Source organism: Mycobacterium sp. NBC_00419, from assembly GCF_036023875.1.
Classification (GTDB): Bacteria; Actinomycetota; Actinomycetes; order Mycobacteriales; family Mycobacteriaceae; genus Mycobacterium.
Window position 1 is genome coordinate 4457278 of the sequence record NZ_CP107931.1, and the last position, 14381, is coordinate 4471658.

General features: G+C 66.3%; 14 protein-coding genes. 2 read left to right on the forward strand and 12 right to left on the reverse strand.

Features of this window, described 5'->3' with window-relative positions:
- Window positions 1-6: 6 nt before the first annotated feature.
- From OG976_RS21350 to OG976_RS21405, 12 genes are all read right to left on the reverse strand, one after another.
- Complete coding sequence (locus OG976_RS21350; RefSeq protein WP_328353241.1) at window positions 7-783, reverse strand: class II aldolase/adducin family protein; 777 nt, start codon at window positions 781-783, stop codon at window positions 7-9.
- Window positions 780-2372 (reverse strand): class I adenylate-forming enzyme family protein, encoded by a 1593-nt coding sequence (locus OG976_RS21355; protein ID WP_328353244.1) that lies wholly within the window; start codon window positions 2370-2372, stop codon window positions 780-782. Before OG976_RS21355 ends, OG976_RS21350 begins: the two co-directional genes overlap by 4 nt.
- A gap of 528 nt (window positions 2373-2900) precedes the next feature.
- Window positions 2901-3377 (reverse strand): CAP domain-containing protein, encoded by a 477-nt coding sequence (locus OG976_RS21360; RefSeq protein WP_328353247.1) that lies wholly within the window; start codon window positions 3375-3377, stop codon window positions 2901-2903.
- Between the two features lie 78 nt (window positions 3378-3455).
- Window positions 3456-4871, reverse strand: a complete 1416-nt coding sequence (locus OG976_RS21365; RefSeq protein WP_328353250.1) for an MlaD family protein — start codon at window positions 4869-4871, stop codon at window positions 3456-3458.
- A 1-nt stretch (window position 4872) separates the two neighbouring features.
- Complete coding sequence (locus OG976_RS21370) at window positions 4873-5988, reverse strand: virulence factor Mce family protein (RefSeq protein ID WP_328353257.1); 1116 nt, start codon at window positions 5986-5988, stop codon at window positions 4873-4875.
- 32 nt (window positions 5989-6020) lie between these two features.
- Window positions 6021-7334, reverse strand: coding sequence for an MCE family protein (locus OG976_RS21375; RefSeq protein ID WP_328353259.1), 1314 nt, complete (start codon window positions 7332-7334; stop codon window positions 6021-6023).
- Window positions 7331-8689, reverse strand: coding sequence for a virulence factor Mce family protein (locus OG976_RS21380; RefSeq protein WP_328363861.1), 1359 nt, complete (start codon window positions 8687-8689; stop codon window positions 7331-7333). Before OG976_RS21380 ends, OG976_RS21375 begins: the two co-directional genes overlap by 4 nt.
- The gene (locus tag OG976_RS21385; RefSeq protein ID WP_328353262.1) at window positions 8686-9714 is read right to left on the reverse strand and encodes a virulence factor Mce family protein; all 1029 of its coding nucleotides are present in this window, start codon (window positions 9712-9714) and stop codon (window positions 8686-8688) included. Before OG976_RS21385 ends, OG976_RS21380 begins: the two co-directional genes overlap by 4 nt.
- Before the next feature lie 28 nt (window positions 9715-9742).
- Complete coding sequence (locus OG976_RS21390) at window positions 9743-11143, reverse strand: MCE family protein (protein WP_328353265.1); 1401 nt, start codon at window positions 11141-11143, stop codon at window positions 9743-9745.
- A gap of 2 nt (window positions 11144-11145) precedes the next feature.
- The gene (locus tag OG976_RS21395; protein ID WP_328353268.1) at window positions 11146-12000 is read right to left on the reverse strand and encodes an ABC transporter permease; all 855 of its coding nucleotides are present in this window, start codon (window positions 11998-12000) and stop codon (window positions 11146-11148) included.
- Window positions 12001-12010: 10 nt separating this feature from the next.
- Window positions 12011-12724 carry an MlaE family ABC transporter permease gene (locus OG976_RS21400; RefSeq protein WP_328363864.1) on the reverse strand — a complete coding sequence of 238 codons (714 nt, stop codon included), beginning with the start codon at window positions 12722-12724 and terminating at the stop codon, window positions 12011-12013.
- Window positions 12725-13118: 394 nt separating this feature from the next.
- Window positions 13119-13490 (reverse strand): DUF732 domain-containing protein, encoded by a 372-nt coding sequence (locus OG976_RS21405; RefSeq protein ID WP_328353271.1) that lies wholly within the window; start codon window positions 13488-13490, stop codon window positions 13119-13121.
- An 81-nt stretch (window positions 13491-13571) separates the two neighbouring features.
- Here OG976_RS21405 and OG976_RS21410 point away from each other — a divergent pair, with 81 nt between their 5' ends.
- Both OG976_RS21410 and OG976_RS21415 read left to right on the forward strand, forming a co-directional pair.
- On the forward strand, window positions 13572-13958 hold the full coding sequence (locus tag OG976_RS21410; RefSeq protein ID WP_328353274.1) for a hypothetical protein: 387 nt from the start codon (window positions 13572-13574) through the stop codon (window positions 13956-13958).
- Between the two features lie 2 nt (window positions 13959-13960).
- Window positions 13961-14353, forward strand: a complete 393-nt coding sequence (locus tag OG976_RS21415; protein ID WP_328353277.1) for a DUF4267 domain-containing protein — start codon at window positions 13961-13963, stop codon at window positions 14351-14353.
- Window positions 14354-14381 lie beyond the last annotated feature (28 nt).

Here is a 14381-nt window from a genome sequence, read left to right on the forward strand (position 1 = left end):
ACTCCTTCAGTCCAGTACGCCACGGTCGGCTTTGATGGTCATGCGGGCAGCGCCCGCCCAGTACACGTCGGCGGCCCGCTCGATCAGGGAGGCCTGCATGCCCACCATGTCGCCGCGGTTCATCTGCGACGGGGTGCGGCCGGTCAGCATCACGTCGTAGGCCAGCCGGCACACCCGCTCGATCGACACCGCCCGGTACACCGCTGCCGCCAGGTCGTGTCCGGTGGCGATCACGCCGTGGTTGGCCAGGATCACCAGGTTGGCCGATCCGATCTGACCCGCCAATTCGGCGGCGCGCCAAGGGGTGTCGATCTCGCCGTCATACTTCTCGACCAGGTACATGTCGTCGAGGAACAGCGCCCCGGTCTGGTGGACGAGCTCGGGCAGCACGCCGAGGGCGGCGATGAGGCTGACGTAGTAGGGGTGATTGTGGATCACCACACGGGCGTCGGGGCGCTGGCGGTGAATCTCGGTGTGGATGTGGATGGCCGGCGTGACATCCCAGCGGCCGCGAACCACCCGGGCGTCCTCGTCGACCACGCAGATGTCGGATGCGGTGAGTTCCTGCCACCACAAACCCCACGGGTTGACGTACATGTCGCTGCGGCCGTCGGGCTGCCAGGTGATGTGGCCGGCCATGTTCTCGGCGAACCCGATGCTGGCGAGATGGCGGAATGCGATCGCCATCTTCTGCTCGTCGGTCAGATCGACCCCGATGCGGGGCACCTTCGACGGCGCCCATACGCCCAAGCCGCCCCGGCGGACTTCTTCGGTACCACTCATGGTTGCTCCAGTGTCGATCGGATCACGTCGCGAAGTTGGCCTTTGGCGATCTTGCCGCCTGAGGACCGCGGCAGCTCCCCGAGGATCTCCAGCCGCTCGGGCAGTAATTCCTTGGACATGCCCTGGGCCAGCAGGTGCTCGACGAGGGCGGGCAACTCCAGCGTGTAGCCGTCCTTGAGTTCGGCGAACACGCACACCCGCTCACCGAACAACGGGTCGGGCATGGCCACCGCCGCGGCCACCGCAACGGCCGCGTGGGTGGCGACGACTTCCTCGACCTCGACCGCACTGATGTTCTTGCCGCCACGCAGGATGAAGTCCGACGTCCGGCCGGTCAGCCGCAGATATCCCTCGGAGTCCAGTTCGCAGATGTCGCCCATCCGCATCCAGCCGTCGGGGGTGTAGAGCTGGTCGTGGTCGACGCCGCCCAGATAGCCCATGCTCAACGCCGGCCCTCGGCAGACCGGTTGTCCGTGGCCGGATTCCGTCACATCGGTGTCGCCGTCGAACAGCCGGACCTGCATCTCGGGGACGACGCGTCCGGCGGTCCGCAGCCGGTGATGCAGCGAGTCCTTGGTGGTGGTCGCGCTGAGCATGCCGGTCTCGTTGGACCCGTAGAACTGCAGGATCGTCACACCGGTCAGGTCCTCGAACTGTGCGGCCTGGGTGTAGGGCAGCGGCTCGCCGCCGGTGAACACCACCCGCAGGCTGCTCAGGTCGTGCACCCGGGAGGCGTCGCTGGCCAGCATCATCATCAGCTGGGTGCTCACGCAGCACAGCACCGTCGCGCGGTAGCGCTCCACGGCCGCGCAGGTGGCCGCCGCGTCGAAGCGCTCGATGCGCACTGCCGTCGCGCCGAGGTGGATCGGGGTGGTGTGCGAGGTCCACAGTCCGAAGCCGAACGGGGTGGGGATCACCGGCAGGAACACGTCGTCGGCAGTGAGCTCGCCGTTGGCCACCGCCTTCTGGTGAAAGTAGTGCCAGCGGTTCTGGGTGTGCACGACGCATTTGGGCAGACCGGTGGTGCCCGAGGTGGAGTTGATCAGAAACGGCTCGTCGGGGCCGATCGGCGACAAGTTTTCGGCCGGTCGCGCGAGGGTGTCGATGTGCAGATCACCGGAGTCGTCGAGCACGACCGCCGGCACGGCCGCTTCTTCGGCAACCGTGGCGGCCTGCTCGCGCCGGGTGGCGTCGCTGACGATGAGTGAGGGTGCCGTGCTGCGCACGATGTGGGTTGCCTCGCGCACGCCGGCGCGGGCCCCGAGGCCGACGGTCACCGCGCCGCAGCGTTCGATCGCGACGAACAGGACGTGGATTGCGGCGGTGTCGCCGTGCCACACCGCCACCCGGTCTCCGGGGCCGACACCCCGGGCGCACAGTTGCGCGGCGAGGTTGGTGGCGGCGGCGTCGAATTGCGACCAGGTCAGGACGCGGTCGGAGCCTTCGAGTCGGAAATCAATATAGGCCGCTTTGTCGGGGAACGACGCGGCGCTGACGGCGACACGGTCGGACAGTGTGGTGTCCGACCACCAGCCCTGCGTTCGATAGTGCGCGGCTTCAGCGCTGGTCGTGGCAGCGTCGACGCCCATCGGCAAATCATAGGGTGGGTATGCGCGCACGAGACGATGTTCGGAGTCCCATAAAACGATTACGGCTCGACCGGGTCGGCGGCGAACAGCCAAGGTCGAACCAGCCCGCGGCTACGCGCGCGGGATTGCCTACTTGTGGGCAGGGCGCTTCAGCAGGTACTGAAGCCAACGAACATCGAGCAACATGAGTTCAAAGGTAGGGGCGGATATTAAGGCGGGAGCCCTCCAGCGCTAATACGTCGCTAAGAGTTTTTGCCAGAGCGCCATTAGCTTCAGTCCTGGTGATGAGCATTCAGTGGCCCGATCAGGGGCAACTGCTGTTCGGGGTGCGTGGTGCGGCAGGTGCGACGCCCCCGCACGACCGAACCAGACGTTGCCAGTGCCGACTGCCTCTCCGGCCTTGCCGGACCGGCCCGGTGCCGCATCGGTAGCCGCCGATCGATCCGCAGTTAAGGAGCGTGCGATGGGGTCTGCGGCTGCTGCCTCGAGGCCGGTCGCACCAGGAGGGCCACCTCGCGCTTGCCTGGGTCAGGCGGGCTGGCCGTACACCGCGACGAGCACCGAACGGTCCAGACTGTTCGCCGACCACACACCGATCGCGGTGTTGGCACAGTTGGACATGATCGCCAGATAGTCGGGGTTGTAGTACCACTGGTTGATCACGTCGAGGTTGTTGATTGCCAGAGCCGGGTTGATCGCCACGGTCTCGAAGACGGTTCCCTTGAAACCTGCTGCCTCGGCGCGTGATTGGGCAGTCGACCCGTCCGAACCAATGTCGCCGTCGAGGCTGCGGTTGTTCAGGACGTCATCGGTGTGCCACTGCGCGGCCAACGTCAACGCCGGATTCTTCTTGATGTCATTGGTGCACCCGGCCTGGTGCTGAACGGTGTACACATTGGCTACCACACCGTTGTTGAGCCGCGTGTTGTCGGCGTTCGCGACGCCCACCGAAATCGGCAGGGCGGCAACGACGATGGCGCCCGACGTCAGGGTTCGCCGAATCATTCGATGATCCATCGTGATTCCTCAATTGTGTCTCGGTGACGTGGTGAGCATAGCGTCGTCCAGTACCGCCGCCGGCGCTCAGGACCCGGCAGGGATGAGCATGGATTGCCATGTGCTGTCCCGGTTTGCCGGTGGTGGGAGCGGTGCGGCGTCGTACCCGTCTACGCCCATCAGGGCCGGCAGCGGGGGAGCCGCCGATGCCGGCGGTGCAGACCCCGGCGGCAGCTGCGGGATGTCCTGGCCCGACAGGGTGGCGTTGGGGTCGCCCTTCCAGTTGTTGCCGTCGTTGAGCGGTACGTACTGCTCGTTGCTCTCGCACAGCTTCACCGTGGGCGCCCGCTTGCCGGGGACCGTCTCGCAGGGGATGTTGCGCGCACCGCGGACGTTGAACTGCGAATCCTGCGGAACACGGCAGTAGAGATCACCCGGGGCGCGGTCGGGGTAGTCGACCAGGTTCGGGATGCGGGCCTGCTGGGCGGGCAGAAAGCCGGTGGTGCAGGCCGGTGGGAGGTTCACATTGAGGTTGAACGACAGGTACTCGCCCTTGTAGGCCTGCTTGGTGTTCGCATTGGCGACGAACGTGCCCTGCCCGACGCCGACTGCCTGCGGCAGGGCCACGAGCAGTTGTTCGATCGAGTCCTTGTAGTCGATGCCGACCTGTCCGACGCTGGCCAGGTTGGCCGCCAGGACCGGCAAGGTCGGCTTGAGCCGATCCAGGAGATTACGCAGCTCGTCGGACGCCACGATGACGCCCTGTTGGTCGATGAATCCGGCCACCGCATCGTTGTTCTGCTGCAGGTCACTGGTGACCGTCGCGAGGTGTGCTGCCCAGGCTTGGACCGCCTGCGCGGACTGGGACTGCGAATCCAGCACCGGCTTGGAGTTGTCGATGAGATTGATCAGCGGGTCGAGGTTGGCGCGCGCATCGATCGCCAACGTCGTCGAGCCCCTGACGATCTGGGACAGCTGGGGGCCGAGGCCGCCGACGGCTGTGTAGGCCTCGTCGATCGCGGTCTTGAGGTTGTCCCGCGGAATGGCCTGTAGCCCGGTGTTGGCGGCGTCGAGCAGCGAGTTGATGTCCGGTGGAATCGAGGTGTCGGAGCGCGGAATCACGTCACCGTCTTTCAACGGCGCCGATGTCCCATTGCGGGGAATCAGGTCGACGTATTGCTCGCCGATCGCGGACTGGCTGTGCACCTCGGCTTTGAGATCCGACGGGATGTCGATCCCCGATTTCAGCGACAGCACCGCTTTGACACCCGTATTGGTCAGCCCCACCGACTCGACACGACCCACCTCCACGCCACGGTAGGTGACGTTGCCGGTGCCGTACAGACCGCCGCTCTCCGGCAACTCCATGCTCACGCTGTAGCGGCCGACGCCGAACATCTTGGCGGGCAGTTTGAGGAATTGCAGTGCCATCACCGCGACCGCGGTCACCGCGATGAACGTGAAGATCGCGAGCTGGATCAGCATTCGTCGGTTCAGATGCATATCAGGGCCCCTGATCGAATCGGTACGGGGCGACCAATGGATTGGCCTTGGTGTAGGGGCTGGGGAACTGGCCGATGGTGCGACCCCACTGCATCTCCAGTTCTGTCAGATCGCCCTCCCAGCGGGTGCCGGTGAAGATGCCCTGGTCGATCCGGCTCAAGGTGAGGTCGACGATCGCGGTCATGTTCGCGTAATCCCCGCGCTGCCACTTCTCGATGGTCTCGTTGGGGAACGGGAACGTCAGGATCAGGCTCAGCGCACGGGTCATGCTCGGTCCGGCGTTGGCCAGCGATTCCAGGACCGGCCCGATGTCTTTGAGTTCCTTGACCAAGCTGGCCTTGCTCTGGTCAACCGTGCTGACGACCCGTTCACCGAACTTGCCCAAGGCATCGGCGGCCTCGGCGAGGTTCTCGCGCTCGTTGTTGAGGACGGCCAACGCCTCGGGAACCGTCTTGAGCGCCTTATCCAGTGTCGCCTGATTCGCCGCGAACGTGCCGGCGACCTTGTTGAGGCTCTCGGTGGCGGCGATGACGTCGTCGGTCTGGTCGTTGAAGTTGGCGGCGAACTTATCGAGCTCGCTGATCATGCTGCGCAAGTCCTGCTCGCGGCCGCGGAAGGCCGTGCTGAACGCTTCGGTGATGTCCTGAACCTGGCCCAGGCCGCCACCGTTGAGCACCATCGAGACCGCGGCGAGGGTCTGTTCGACGGTGGGGTAGGACGCCGAGTGGGACAGCGGGATCAGCGAGCCCTCGTGGAGTCGGCCCTGCGCCGGTTCGTCTGTGGGAGGGCTCAATTCGATGTGCTGGGAACCCAGGATGCTGGTCAGTCCGATCTTGGCAATCGCGTTCGCCGGCATCGCCACGCCGCCGTCGAGGCGCATCGTGACCAGCGCATGCCAGCCCTGCAGCTCGATCTTGGTGATGTGACCGACGGTGGCGTCGCCGACGCGAACCCGGGAGTTGGGCTGAATGTTGTTGATATCGGGCATCTCTGCCTTGATCTCGAACGAGCCAGGTCCATTGCCGGTGGTACCGGGCAAGGGCAGCGAGTTCAATCCCTGCCAGCTGGTGAGATCACACCCTGACGATCCGCCCGCAAGGACCGCGATCAGCGCCACGGTGACTGCCCTGCGGCACCACGCGCGGCGTATCACGAGCCACCACCGGTGGCCGGGGACATCAATCCTGCCAGTCCGGCGTTCGGGTCGGTCTGTTGCACCGGCGACGTCTCGGCGGCCAGCGGCGCACCCGGTTTCGCGGCGGGCGCGGGTGCGGCCGGGGGAGCCGGCGGCACAAAGTCCGGACGCATCCAGTCCTCGCTGTAGGTCACCTCGTTGGGCCGGGCTTGGGCCCCGACGAAGAAGTTCTCCCCGATCGGGGGGAAGTTGTACTGCCGGTTCTTGATGATCGGCGCCAGATACTGCACGCACAGTTTCGAGGCCTGTTCGGCGCCGAGGCGCGATGCGGCCTGAATGGCCCCGCACAGGAACGAGATCGGATTGGCGAAGTTGTTCACCGCCAGCGCTCCGGTGAACGCGCCGTTGGCGGGTTCGTAGATGTTGTTGAAGTTCTGGACGGTGGAGGGCGCGATGTGCAGTGTCTGCTTGATGTCATCGAGGCTGTCGTTGAGCGCCGTGCTGATCGAGGCCAGTTTGTCCGCCGTCGTCCCGATGGTGTCACCGTTCTCGTCGACGAAGGTCTTGACGTCGGCGATCACGGCGTTCATGTCAACGAAGGCGTCACCGATCTTGCCCGGATCGGAGGCCAGCACACCGCTCACCGAGGCGAGGTTGTTGTTGAGTTGGCCGAGCAGATCGCTGCTGCCGCGCAGCGCTGTGACGAGGATGGACAGGTTCTTCAGCGTGGAGAAGATGTCTCCGCTGTGGTCACCGAGCACCGACATCGCTTGGGAGAGTTTAAGAATGGTCTCGCGGATGGCGCCGCCCTGGCCGCGCAGGTTGTCCGCGGTGGTGTTGATGAACGACCCCAGCGTGCTGACCCCGCCGGGCTCGGTCGGCGCCAGAAGTTCGGTCAGGCGCTTGAGCTGGGCACGGACCTCGTCCCATTCGACGGGTACGGCGGTGCGGTCACGGGGAATCACCGCACCGTCGGCGAGGGTGGGGCCGCCCGCGTAGACCGGCGTCAGCTGGATGGCCCGGCCGGTGACGAGCATGGGGGACAGGATCGCTGCTTTGACATCGGCCGGCACTTTGAACTTGCGGTCGAACCAGAACGAGACTTTGACGCCGTCGGGTTGCGGCTGGACGCTCTCCACCTGGCCCACCGGCACCCCGAGGATGCGGACATCGTCGCCGGGGAACAGCGCAATGCTGTTCTCGAAATAGCCGACGACCTCGGTGCGGGACATATGGTCGGCCGCTCGGACGGCCAGTACGCCGCCGGCGATCACGGTGAGGGCGAGGATCGTGGCGATCAGGGTGCGGGACTTGCGCAGCGTGGTCATTGCGATCCCCCGGCCTGGGCGTCGGCGGGTTGTTCACCGGGCGCTGTCACGAGGAACGGCGCCGGCGTGGGTTCGGGGACCGACGCAATCCCAGGTGGCGACGCGGCCGGCGGGCCCGGCGGCGGGCCACCCGGCGGCGGTGCGGGCAGCGGCTCCCGGTACGGGTAGCAGCCCGTGGGGCCGGGCAGCGCCAAACCTGGCGGGCCGCAACCCTGGTCGCCCGGGTTGCCGGTGATCGCGTCGGGCAGATTGAGGTGCGGCTCGCCGCCCTGACCGGTGCGCGGGTAGGGGACCGGCAGAGCCGGCGTGGCCGGCTGGCCCACCTGGGGATCGGTGCGCAGCGAGGGCAGCAGGGTGGCCGGGTCGACACCGAGGTCGGAGAACGCCGCGTCGATGAACGGCTGGACGAACTGACCAGGGAACAGGTTGACCACGTAGGCCTTGAAGAACGGCCCGGAGGACACCGATTCGCCCAGCGACATCGCATAGCTGTTGAGTCGCTTGACCGCTTCCTGGACACGTTCCTTGCGGTCGTCGACGATGGTCAAGACCCCGTTCAGCTTCTCTAGGGCCGGCTTGAGCTGCGCCCGGTTGTCGGCGATGAAGCCCCTCAGTTGTTTGGATACGGCCGAGATGTTGCGCCAGATCCGGTCGAGGGCTGCGCTCTGTTCGTTGAGTGCGAGCAACAAGGAGTTGGTCTGCCGCACCAGAGTGACGATCTGGTCGGTCCGCTTGGCCAGCACGTCGGTGGTCTTGGCGGCGTTGTCCAGCAGGTTGCGAAGCTGGGCGTCCTGCTTGTTCAGTGTCTCGGAGAATCGCGCCACGCCGGCCACCGCGTTGCGCAGATCCGGCGGGGTGTTGGCGAAGGTCTGGGCCATGGTGGCCAGCGAGGCCGACAACTGGTCGGTGTTCAGCCCGCTGATCGTGTTGGTCAGATCGCCCAGCGCGTCGGGCAATTGGTAGGGCGATGTCGTCCGGTCGATCGGGATCGGAGCCGACAGATCGCCGTCACCGCGCGGAATGACGTCGAGCATCTTGGTGCCCAGCAGACCCTTCGTCTTGATCGCCGCCGTCGTGCGCTCACCGAGGTGCACGTCGCCCTTGATCCGGAACTTCACCAGGACGTGCTGGCCGTCGAGTTCAATACTGGACACCTTGCCGATCGGTAGGCCTGACACCTCCACGCCGGCACCGGTGAACAATCCGCCCGCGTCGGCGAATTGGGCGGAATAGTTGCGACCGGGGTTGAGGAACGGCAGCTTCTGCCAGTTCAGGGCACCCATGACGATTCCGGTGATCACGACGGCACCGACGGCGCCGAGGATGAAGGGGCTGCGTTCGGAGAACGATTTCATTTCGGTGTGCACCGCCCGGTGTCCTGGCCGGCCACCTTGACGTAAACCGGTTGTCCGCCTTTGCCATTGAGCTTCAGCACCAAATCGCAGAGGTAGAAGCTGAAGAAGTCGCCGTACATACCCTGCCGGCCCAGTGCCTTGTACTTGTCGGGCAACGTGTCGATCAGCCTCTCCAGGTATTCGTGATCGGCCACCGCGATCGTCGAGACCCGGTCGGTTTCGTGCACCACTTTCTTGACCGGTTCGCGCGCCTGGCCTAACAGGTCGGCCACGGTTGTCGCCGCGGCATTGACGCTGGCGAAGGCTCCGGCGAAATCGGTCCGGCGCGCGTTGAGTCCATCGATCAACCCCGACAGATTCGTCACGGCCTTGTCCAGCTGTCCGCTCTGCCCGCCCAGGGTGCCCAGCACCGCGTTGAGGTTGGTGACGACCTCACCGATCAGCTGATCACGGTCGGCGAGTGTGTTCGTCAACACCGCGGCCTGGTTGAGGAATGAGGAGATGGTGGGGCCCTGGCCTTGCAGTGCCTGATCGAGCTGGCCGCTCAGTGCGTTGACCTGCTCGGGATTCAGGGCGCGGAACAGCGGCTTGAAACCGCCGATCACCGAGTCCAGGTCGAGAGCGGGGGCGGTGCGGTTCACCGGGATCGTCGCGCCGGGTTGTAGGCGCTTGAGCCCGCCGGCACCTTCTTCGAGCGCCAGGAAGCGGCCGCCGATCACGTTGTCGTAGCGGATCACCGCCCGGGTGCCTTCGGTCAGGGTGACGGCGTCCCGCGCGGAGAACTCGACGCGGACGGTCGCGTCCCGATTGATCGTGATGTCGCCGACTTTGCCCACTTCGACTCCGGCGATTCGGACGAAGTCGCCGGACTTGAGGCCGGTGACGTTGGTGAATTCGGCGTTGTAGGACTTGCCGTCGCTGAACCGGAACTGCGCGAACACGGCCAGTAGGGCGAAGGCGCCGAACAGGCAGACCGTGAGGAAGACGGCGAGGCGCCACACGGTGGCCCTCAGATTGTCCTTCACGGTCTGCTCTCCTGTCGGTTCACGATGGTCACGGCGTGGGTGGCGGTCCCGGCTCGGCTGGGGCGGGCGCTGCCGGCGGTGGCGCGGCCGCCTGATCCGGTGCCGGCGGCACGCCCGGCCAGAGCGGAACCCCGCCCGGCCCGTACCAAGCCGCCCCGTAGGGCGGCATCCCCGGGCCGGGGTCGGGCCCCGGGGCCGGTCCGGGCAGGCACTGGCGGACGCTGGGCCGCTCCGGGACCGCCCGGGTGACCGGGAACCAGTCGGCCCAACATTGCTCTCCCAGTCCGGGATTCGGGCGGATGTCCAGGCCGGTACCCCAGCCGGTGTTGGTGATCAGCTGACGCACGGGGAGGTTCTTGGTGGGATCGGGCAGCGACCCGCAACTGGGCCTGCCGCCCGGTCCGCCCTTGGCGTTGGTGATGGGCAAGTTGTCGGGGTACTGGTAGGCGTCGTTGCCCAGCAGCAGTGCGACGTCGAAGTTCGCCGACTTGCCGTCCCGGCCGCCCCAGATGTTGTAGGCGTCGCCGGTGCTGAGTGTCCACGTGGCGCCCTGGAGCCAGCAGGTGTACACGGGGTTGTACTTCAGCAGCAGGTTGGTGGTGGGCTCGAGCAGGTTGATCGCGCGGACCAGATCGGGACCGCTGGAGTCCAATAGTTCTGTTCCGGTCTGGCCGAAGCCAATACTGTTGAGCAGCAGTGTATCCAGCTGGGATGCCCGATCGGCGACCGTGGTGCTGAAGGTGCTGCCGGCATTGAGGATCGTCACGATGTCCGGGGCTGCCGCGGCGTAGGTGTCGTTGAAGTTCTTGAACGAGCGCCAGTCTTCGCGGATGGTGTCGCTGCGCTCGTTGAGCACCTTGAGCACCTCGTTGAGGTCGGTGGTGGCCTGGGCCATCCTCGGCCCTTGGCCACGAACTCCGTCGGCGACCGCGGTCAGTACGGCGTTGAGCTTGGCCGGGTCGACCTTGTCGAGCAGGTTGACGACGTTCTGGAAGACGGTGTTGACCTCGGTGGTGACGTTCTTCGATTTCAGTACCGCGCCGGCGGCCAGCCGCTGCGGACTGGGGTCGGCGGGGTAGACGAGGTCGACGAACTTCGCCCCGAAAGCGGTGGTGGCCCGGATCTGCGCGCCGACATTGGCCGGGATGTACTGCACCTGGTCGGGGTCGATCTCCAGTCGCAGTGTCGACGGCCCCTGCCCGCCGTTGATCTGACCCACCCGGCCGACCTGGACACCGCGCATCTTGACCTTCGCGCCGGTCTCCATCACCAGCCCGGTGCGGTCGGCGGTCACTGTCACCGGAATGTAGGACCGGAAGGTGCCCGCGAAAAGCGTTGCGGTGACGAAGAAGAACACGGCGACCACCGCAAGCAGAACGACCGTCCACCACCTGTCATGCAGGCGTTCCTCGCCGGGCCGGGGTTCCATCTCTAGCCCGCCAGGTTGAAGTTGCCGGACTGGCCGTAGACGGCCAGTGAGATCATCACGATTTCGACCGCGGCCACGACCATCGACGTGCGGACTGCGCGCCCGACCGCCTCACCGACGCCGGCCGGTCCGCCCTTGGCGGTGTACCCGTAGTAGGTGTGCACCAGCATGATGACGACGGTCATCGCCACCGACTGCATGAACGACCAGATGACGTCGGTGGGGTTCAGGAAGGTATTGAAGTAGTGGTCGTAGACGCCGGCACCCTGACCGTAGATGACGACCGTTCCGGTGCGGGCGGCCAGGAACGCCATCATGACCGCGATGCAGTACAGCGGTATGACGACGATGACGCCCGCCAGGACCCGGGTCGCGGCCAGGTAGGTGACGGAACGGATTCCGATGACCTCGAGGGCATCGATCTCCTCGTTGATCCGCATCGCGCCGATCTGGGCGGTGGCGCCTGCGCCGATGGTCGCCGACAACGCCACTGAGACGGTGCCGGGGACGATGAGCCGGACGTTGAAGAACGCCGACGCGAATCCGGTCAGCGCCTCGAAGCCGACGGAGGCCAACTGGTTGTAGCCCTGAACGGCCACCAGGGCGCCGGTGGTCATGGTCAGGAAGCCGACGATGGCGACGGTTCCACCCACCACGGCCAACGCACCTGCACCCAAACCCATCTGCGCGATGAGCCGCAGCAGTTCCTTGTTGTACCTGGTGGCCGCATCGGGGATGGCGGCCAGCGTCTTGACATAGAAGCGGGTTTGGGCACCGATCCGATTCCATCCGGCGGACAGCTCGTGGATACCGTTCGCCACCTTCGGGTGCAGTCGGCTTGGGGCGTTGAGGCTCACCGGTCCACCTTCACGACACCGTGAACTGGATGCCGACGGCGGTCACGATGACGTTGATCGCGAACAGCACCATGAACGTGAACACCACGGTCTCGTTCACGGCATTGCCCACCCCGGCGGGGCCGCCGCCGACAGAGATGCCCTTGTAGCAGGCGATCAAACCGGCGGCCAAGCCGAAAAGCGTTGCCTTGGTGAGGGAGACGACGACATCGCCAACCCCGGTCAACAGCGTGAGGCCGGCCGCGAACGCCCCCGGTGAGACGTGCTGGATGTAGACGCAGAAGATGTAGGCGCCGGCGAGACCGGTCAGGATGACCGTGGCGGACAGGGCCAGCGCCACAGTGGTCGCCGCCAGCACGCGCGGAACGACAAGTGCCTGGATGGGGTCGATGCCCATGACGCGCAACGCGTCGAGCTCCTCCCGGATGGTGCGCGCGCCGAGGTCGGCACACATCGCGGTGGCACCGGCTCCGGAGACCACGAGCACGGTGACGATCGGTCCGATCTGGTTGACCGTGCCGACCGCGGCGCCGGTGCCGGAGAAGTCTGCCGCGCCGAACTCACCGAGCAGGATGTTGAACGTGAACACCAGCAGCACCGAGTAGGGCAGTGTCAGCATCAGGGCGGGCAAGACTGACACCCGCGCCACGAACCAGGTCTGCAGCAGGTACTCGCGCCACGCGAATGGCGGCCTGAACATCACCACGAAGGTGTCCAGGGTCATGCCGATAAATCCGCCGAAGGCCCGCACGGGTTTGGCGGCGAGTGTTCCCGCGCTCAAGGGCGCTTACCCCGCAAACTGGAGACAATCCCGCTCAGCGGATCGGAGAGAATCGCCGAAGCCCGGTCGTCCTGAGCCGCAGAACGCATCCGGGGCCGGTCTTCGTTCCCCCTCGGCGCACCGCGGGGAGCGACATAAGCGCAGTTCGCGTCGCCATCTGCACCAGAAATTGCCGTGCGCGCATCCTCGTCCGGCAACATGGCCGAAACGCTATCGGGCTACTGCCTAGGTAGCTGCTTCTCAAATGAGGGGTTTTTGTACCCCCAAAGAGCTAACGGCGGATTTCCCGCTGTCTGTGATGTCGAGCGGCTCAAGGGGATTGTCCGCCAACGCATTACTACTGCGGTGACGGAACCCAGCCTGCAGCCGACGTGCGCAGCTGCCAGATCTGGGTGGGGCACAGCTCCTGGGATGCCTGGCTGAGCAGGTATGTCGCCTGGAATTCGTCGCCGGTGTTGAAGTCGGATTTCACCGTGTTGACCAACTGGCTGAAGCTGGCACCGGAGGCGATCTGGTCGCACAGGCCGTAGCCGTACGACAGTGCCGCGTCGGCGTTGGGGAAGTTGTAGCCGGGCCGCACCGTCACGTTCACCAGGTAGGCCACGCTGTCGGCCTGGGCAGGCGGGGCGGCGGACAGGCCGACGGCTGCGGCACACGCGACCGCCGCAACAGCGAGAGTCCGTGCGGTAGTTGCACCATCGATTGCCATATCGCATCCTGTCTCGCAGGGCTGGGGTCAGCTGAGTCTAAAGCGATCCTCCGGCCGCTCGCGCTGTTCTACGATTCGGCCATGAAGCGGCCTGTGCTGATCATGTCGGCGGTCTGTGTGGCGGCGCTGGGCAGCGCCATCGGGGTGGCGCACGCCGGCCCAGACGCGCCGTGCACCTACACGCTCTCACCGCCGGAGGTCACCGGCGCAACCGTCAGCGCGACTGCGGTCATCGCCGGGTGCGGCGCGGCAGCCGGGCCGTATGCGGCAGTGGCGTGCATCCAGCCGCTGGACAAGGATTCGGTCACCCAGTGCACCCAGGCCCGCGGGGCCGATCCGGCGACGATCTCGGTGCCGTATCACCCGGGCACCACCTACATCGCGACCGGACGTGGCTGCGCGGCCTGGGCTCTGCAGCCCGCATCGCCGCCCTGTCAGATCCTCGGCCCGTTCACCGCGACGCTCTAGTCATGGCTGTCGATCGCGCCGCGCTGGTCGCCGGCGGCATCCGGCTCGCGTCGGGTCTCTCGTTCCTGGTCGACCCGCTGCGCGCCAACCGGCTGTGGGGCGAACCCAATGATCCCGGCCCGTCGGCTCGGCTGCTGCTGCGCTCGATGGGCTACCGCGACGCTCTCATCGGTGGGCTGCTGTTCTCGGCGGGCCTGCGCGGCAAGGACACCCGCGGCTGGTTCCTGGCCTCCGGTGGTGCCGACGCGGCAGACCTTCTCGGCAGCGCCGGCGTGCACCGCGAGCTGACTCGCGGCCAGCAGGTCATCGGGCTCGGCGGTGCGGTCGTGGGGATCGGCGTCGGGCTGTGGGGCGCCACCCGGCGCAGCGGCCAGCAACTGAATCCCAGCAACTGAATCAGTGACGCCGACGTAAGCTCCGGCC

What these genes read in the sequence shown, in the direction of transcription:
- OG976_RS21350 (WP_328353241.1), bottom strand. Translation starts at nt 783, where the DNA reads ATGAGTGGTACCGAAGAAGTCCGCCGGGGCGGCTTGGGCGTATGGGCG.
- OG976_RS21355 (WP_328353244.1), bottom strand. Translation starts at nt 2,372, where the DNA reads ATGGGCGTCGACGCTGCCACGACCAGCGCTGAAGCCGCGCACTATCGA.
- OG976_RS21380 (WP_328363861.1), bottom strand. Translation starts at nt 8,689, where the DNA reads ATGAAATCGTTCTCCGAACGCAGCCCCTTCATCCTCGGCGCCGTCGGT.
- OG976_RS21405 (WP_328353271.1), bottom strand. Translation starts at nt 13,490, where the DNA reads ATGGCAATCGATGGTGCAACTACCGCACGGACTCTCGCTGTTGCGGCG.
- OG976_RS21375 (WP_328353259.1), bottom strand. Translation starts at nt 7,334, where the DNA reads ATGACCACGCTGCGCAAGTCCCGCACCCTGATCGCCACGATCCTCGCC.
- OG976_RS21360 (WP_328353247.1), bottom strand. Translation starts at nt 3,377, where the DNA reads ATGATTCGGCGAACCCTGACGTCGGGCGCCATCGTCGTTGCCGCCCTG.
- OG976_RS21410 (WP_328353274.1), top strand. Translation starts at nt 13,572, where the DNA reads ATGAAGCGGCCTGTGCTGATCATGTCGGCGGTCTGTGTGGCGGCGCTG.
- OG976_RS21365 (WP_328353250.1), bottom strand. Translation starts at nt 4,871, where the DNA reads ATGCATCTGAACCGACGAATGCTGATCCAGCTCGCGATCTTCACGTTC.
- OG976_RS21400 (WP_328363864.1), bottom strand. Translation starts at nt 12,724, where the DNA reads ATGACCCTGGACACCTTCGTGGTGATGTTCAGGCCGCCATTCGCGTGG.
- OG976_RS21415 (WP_328353277.1), top strand. Translation starts at nt 13,961, where the DNA reads ATGGCTGTCGATCGCGCCGCGCTGGTCGCCGGCGGCATCCGGCTCGCG.
- OG976_RS21390 (WP_328353265.1), bottom strand. Translation starts at nt 11,143, where the DNA reads ATGGAACCCCGGCCCGGCGAGGAACGCCTGCATGACAGGTGGTGGACG.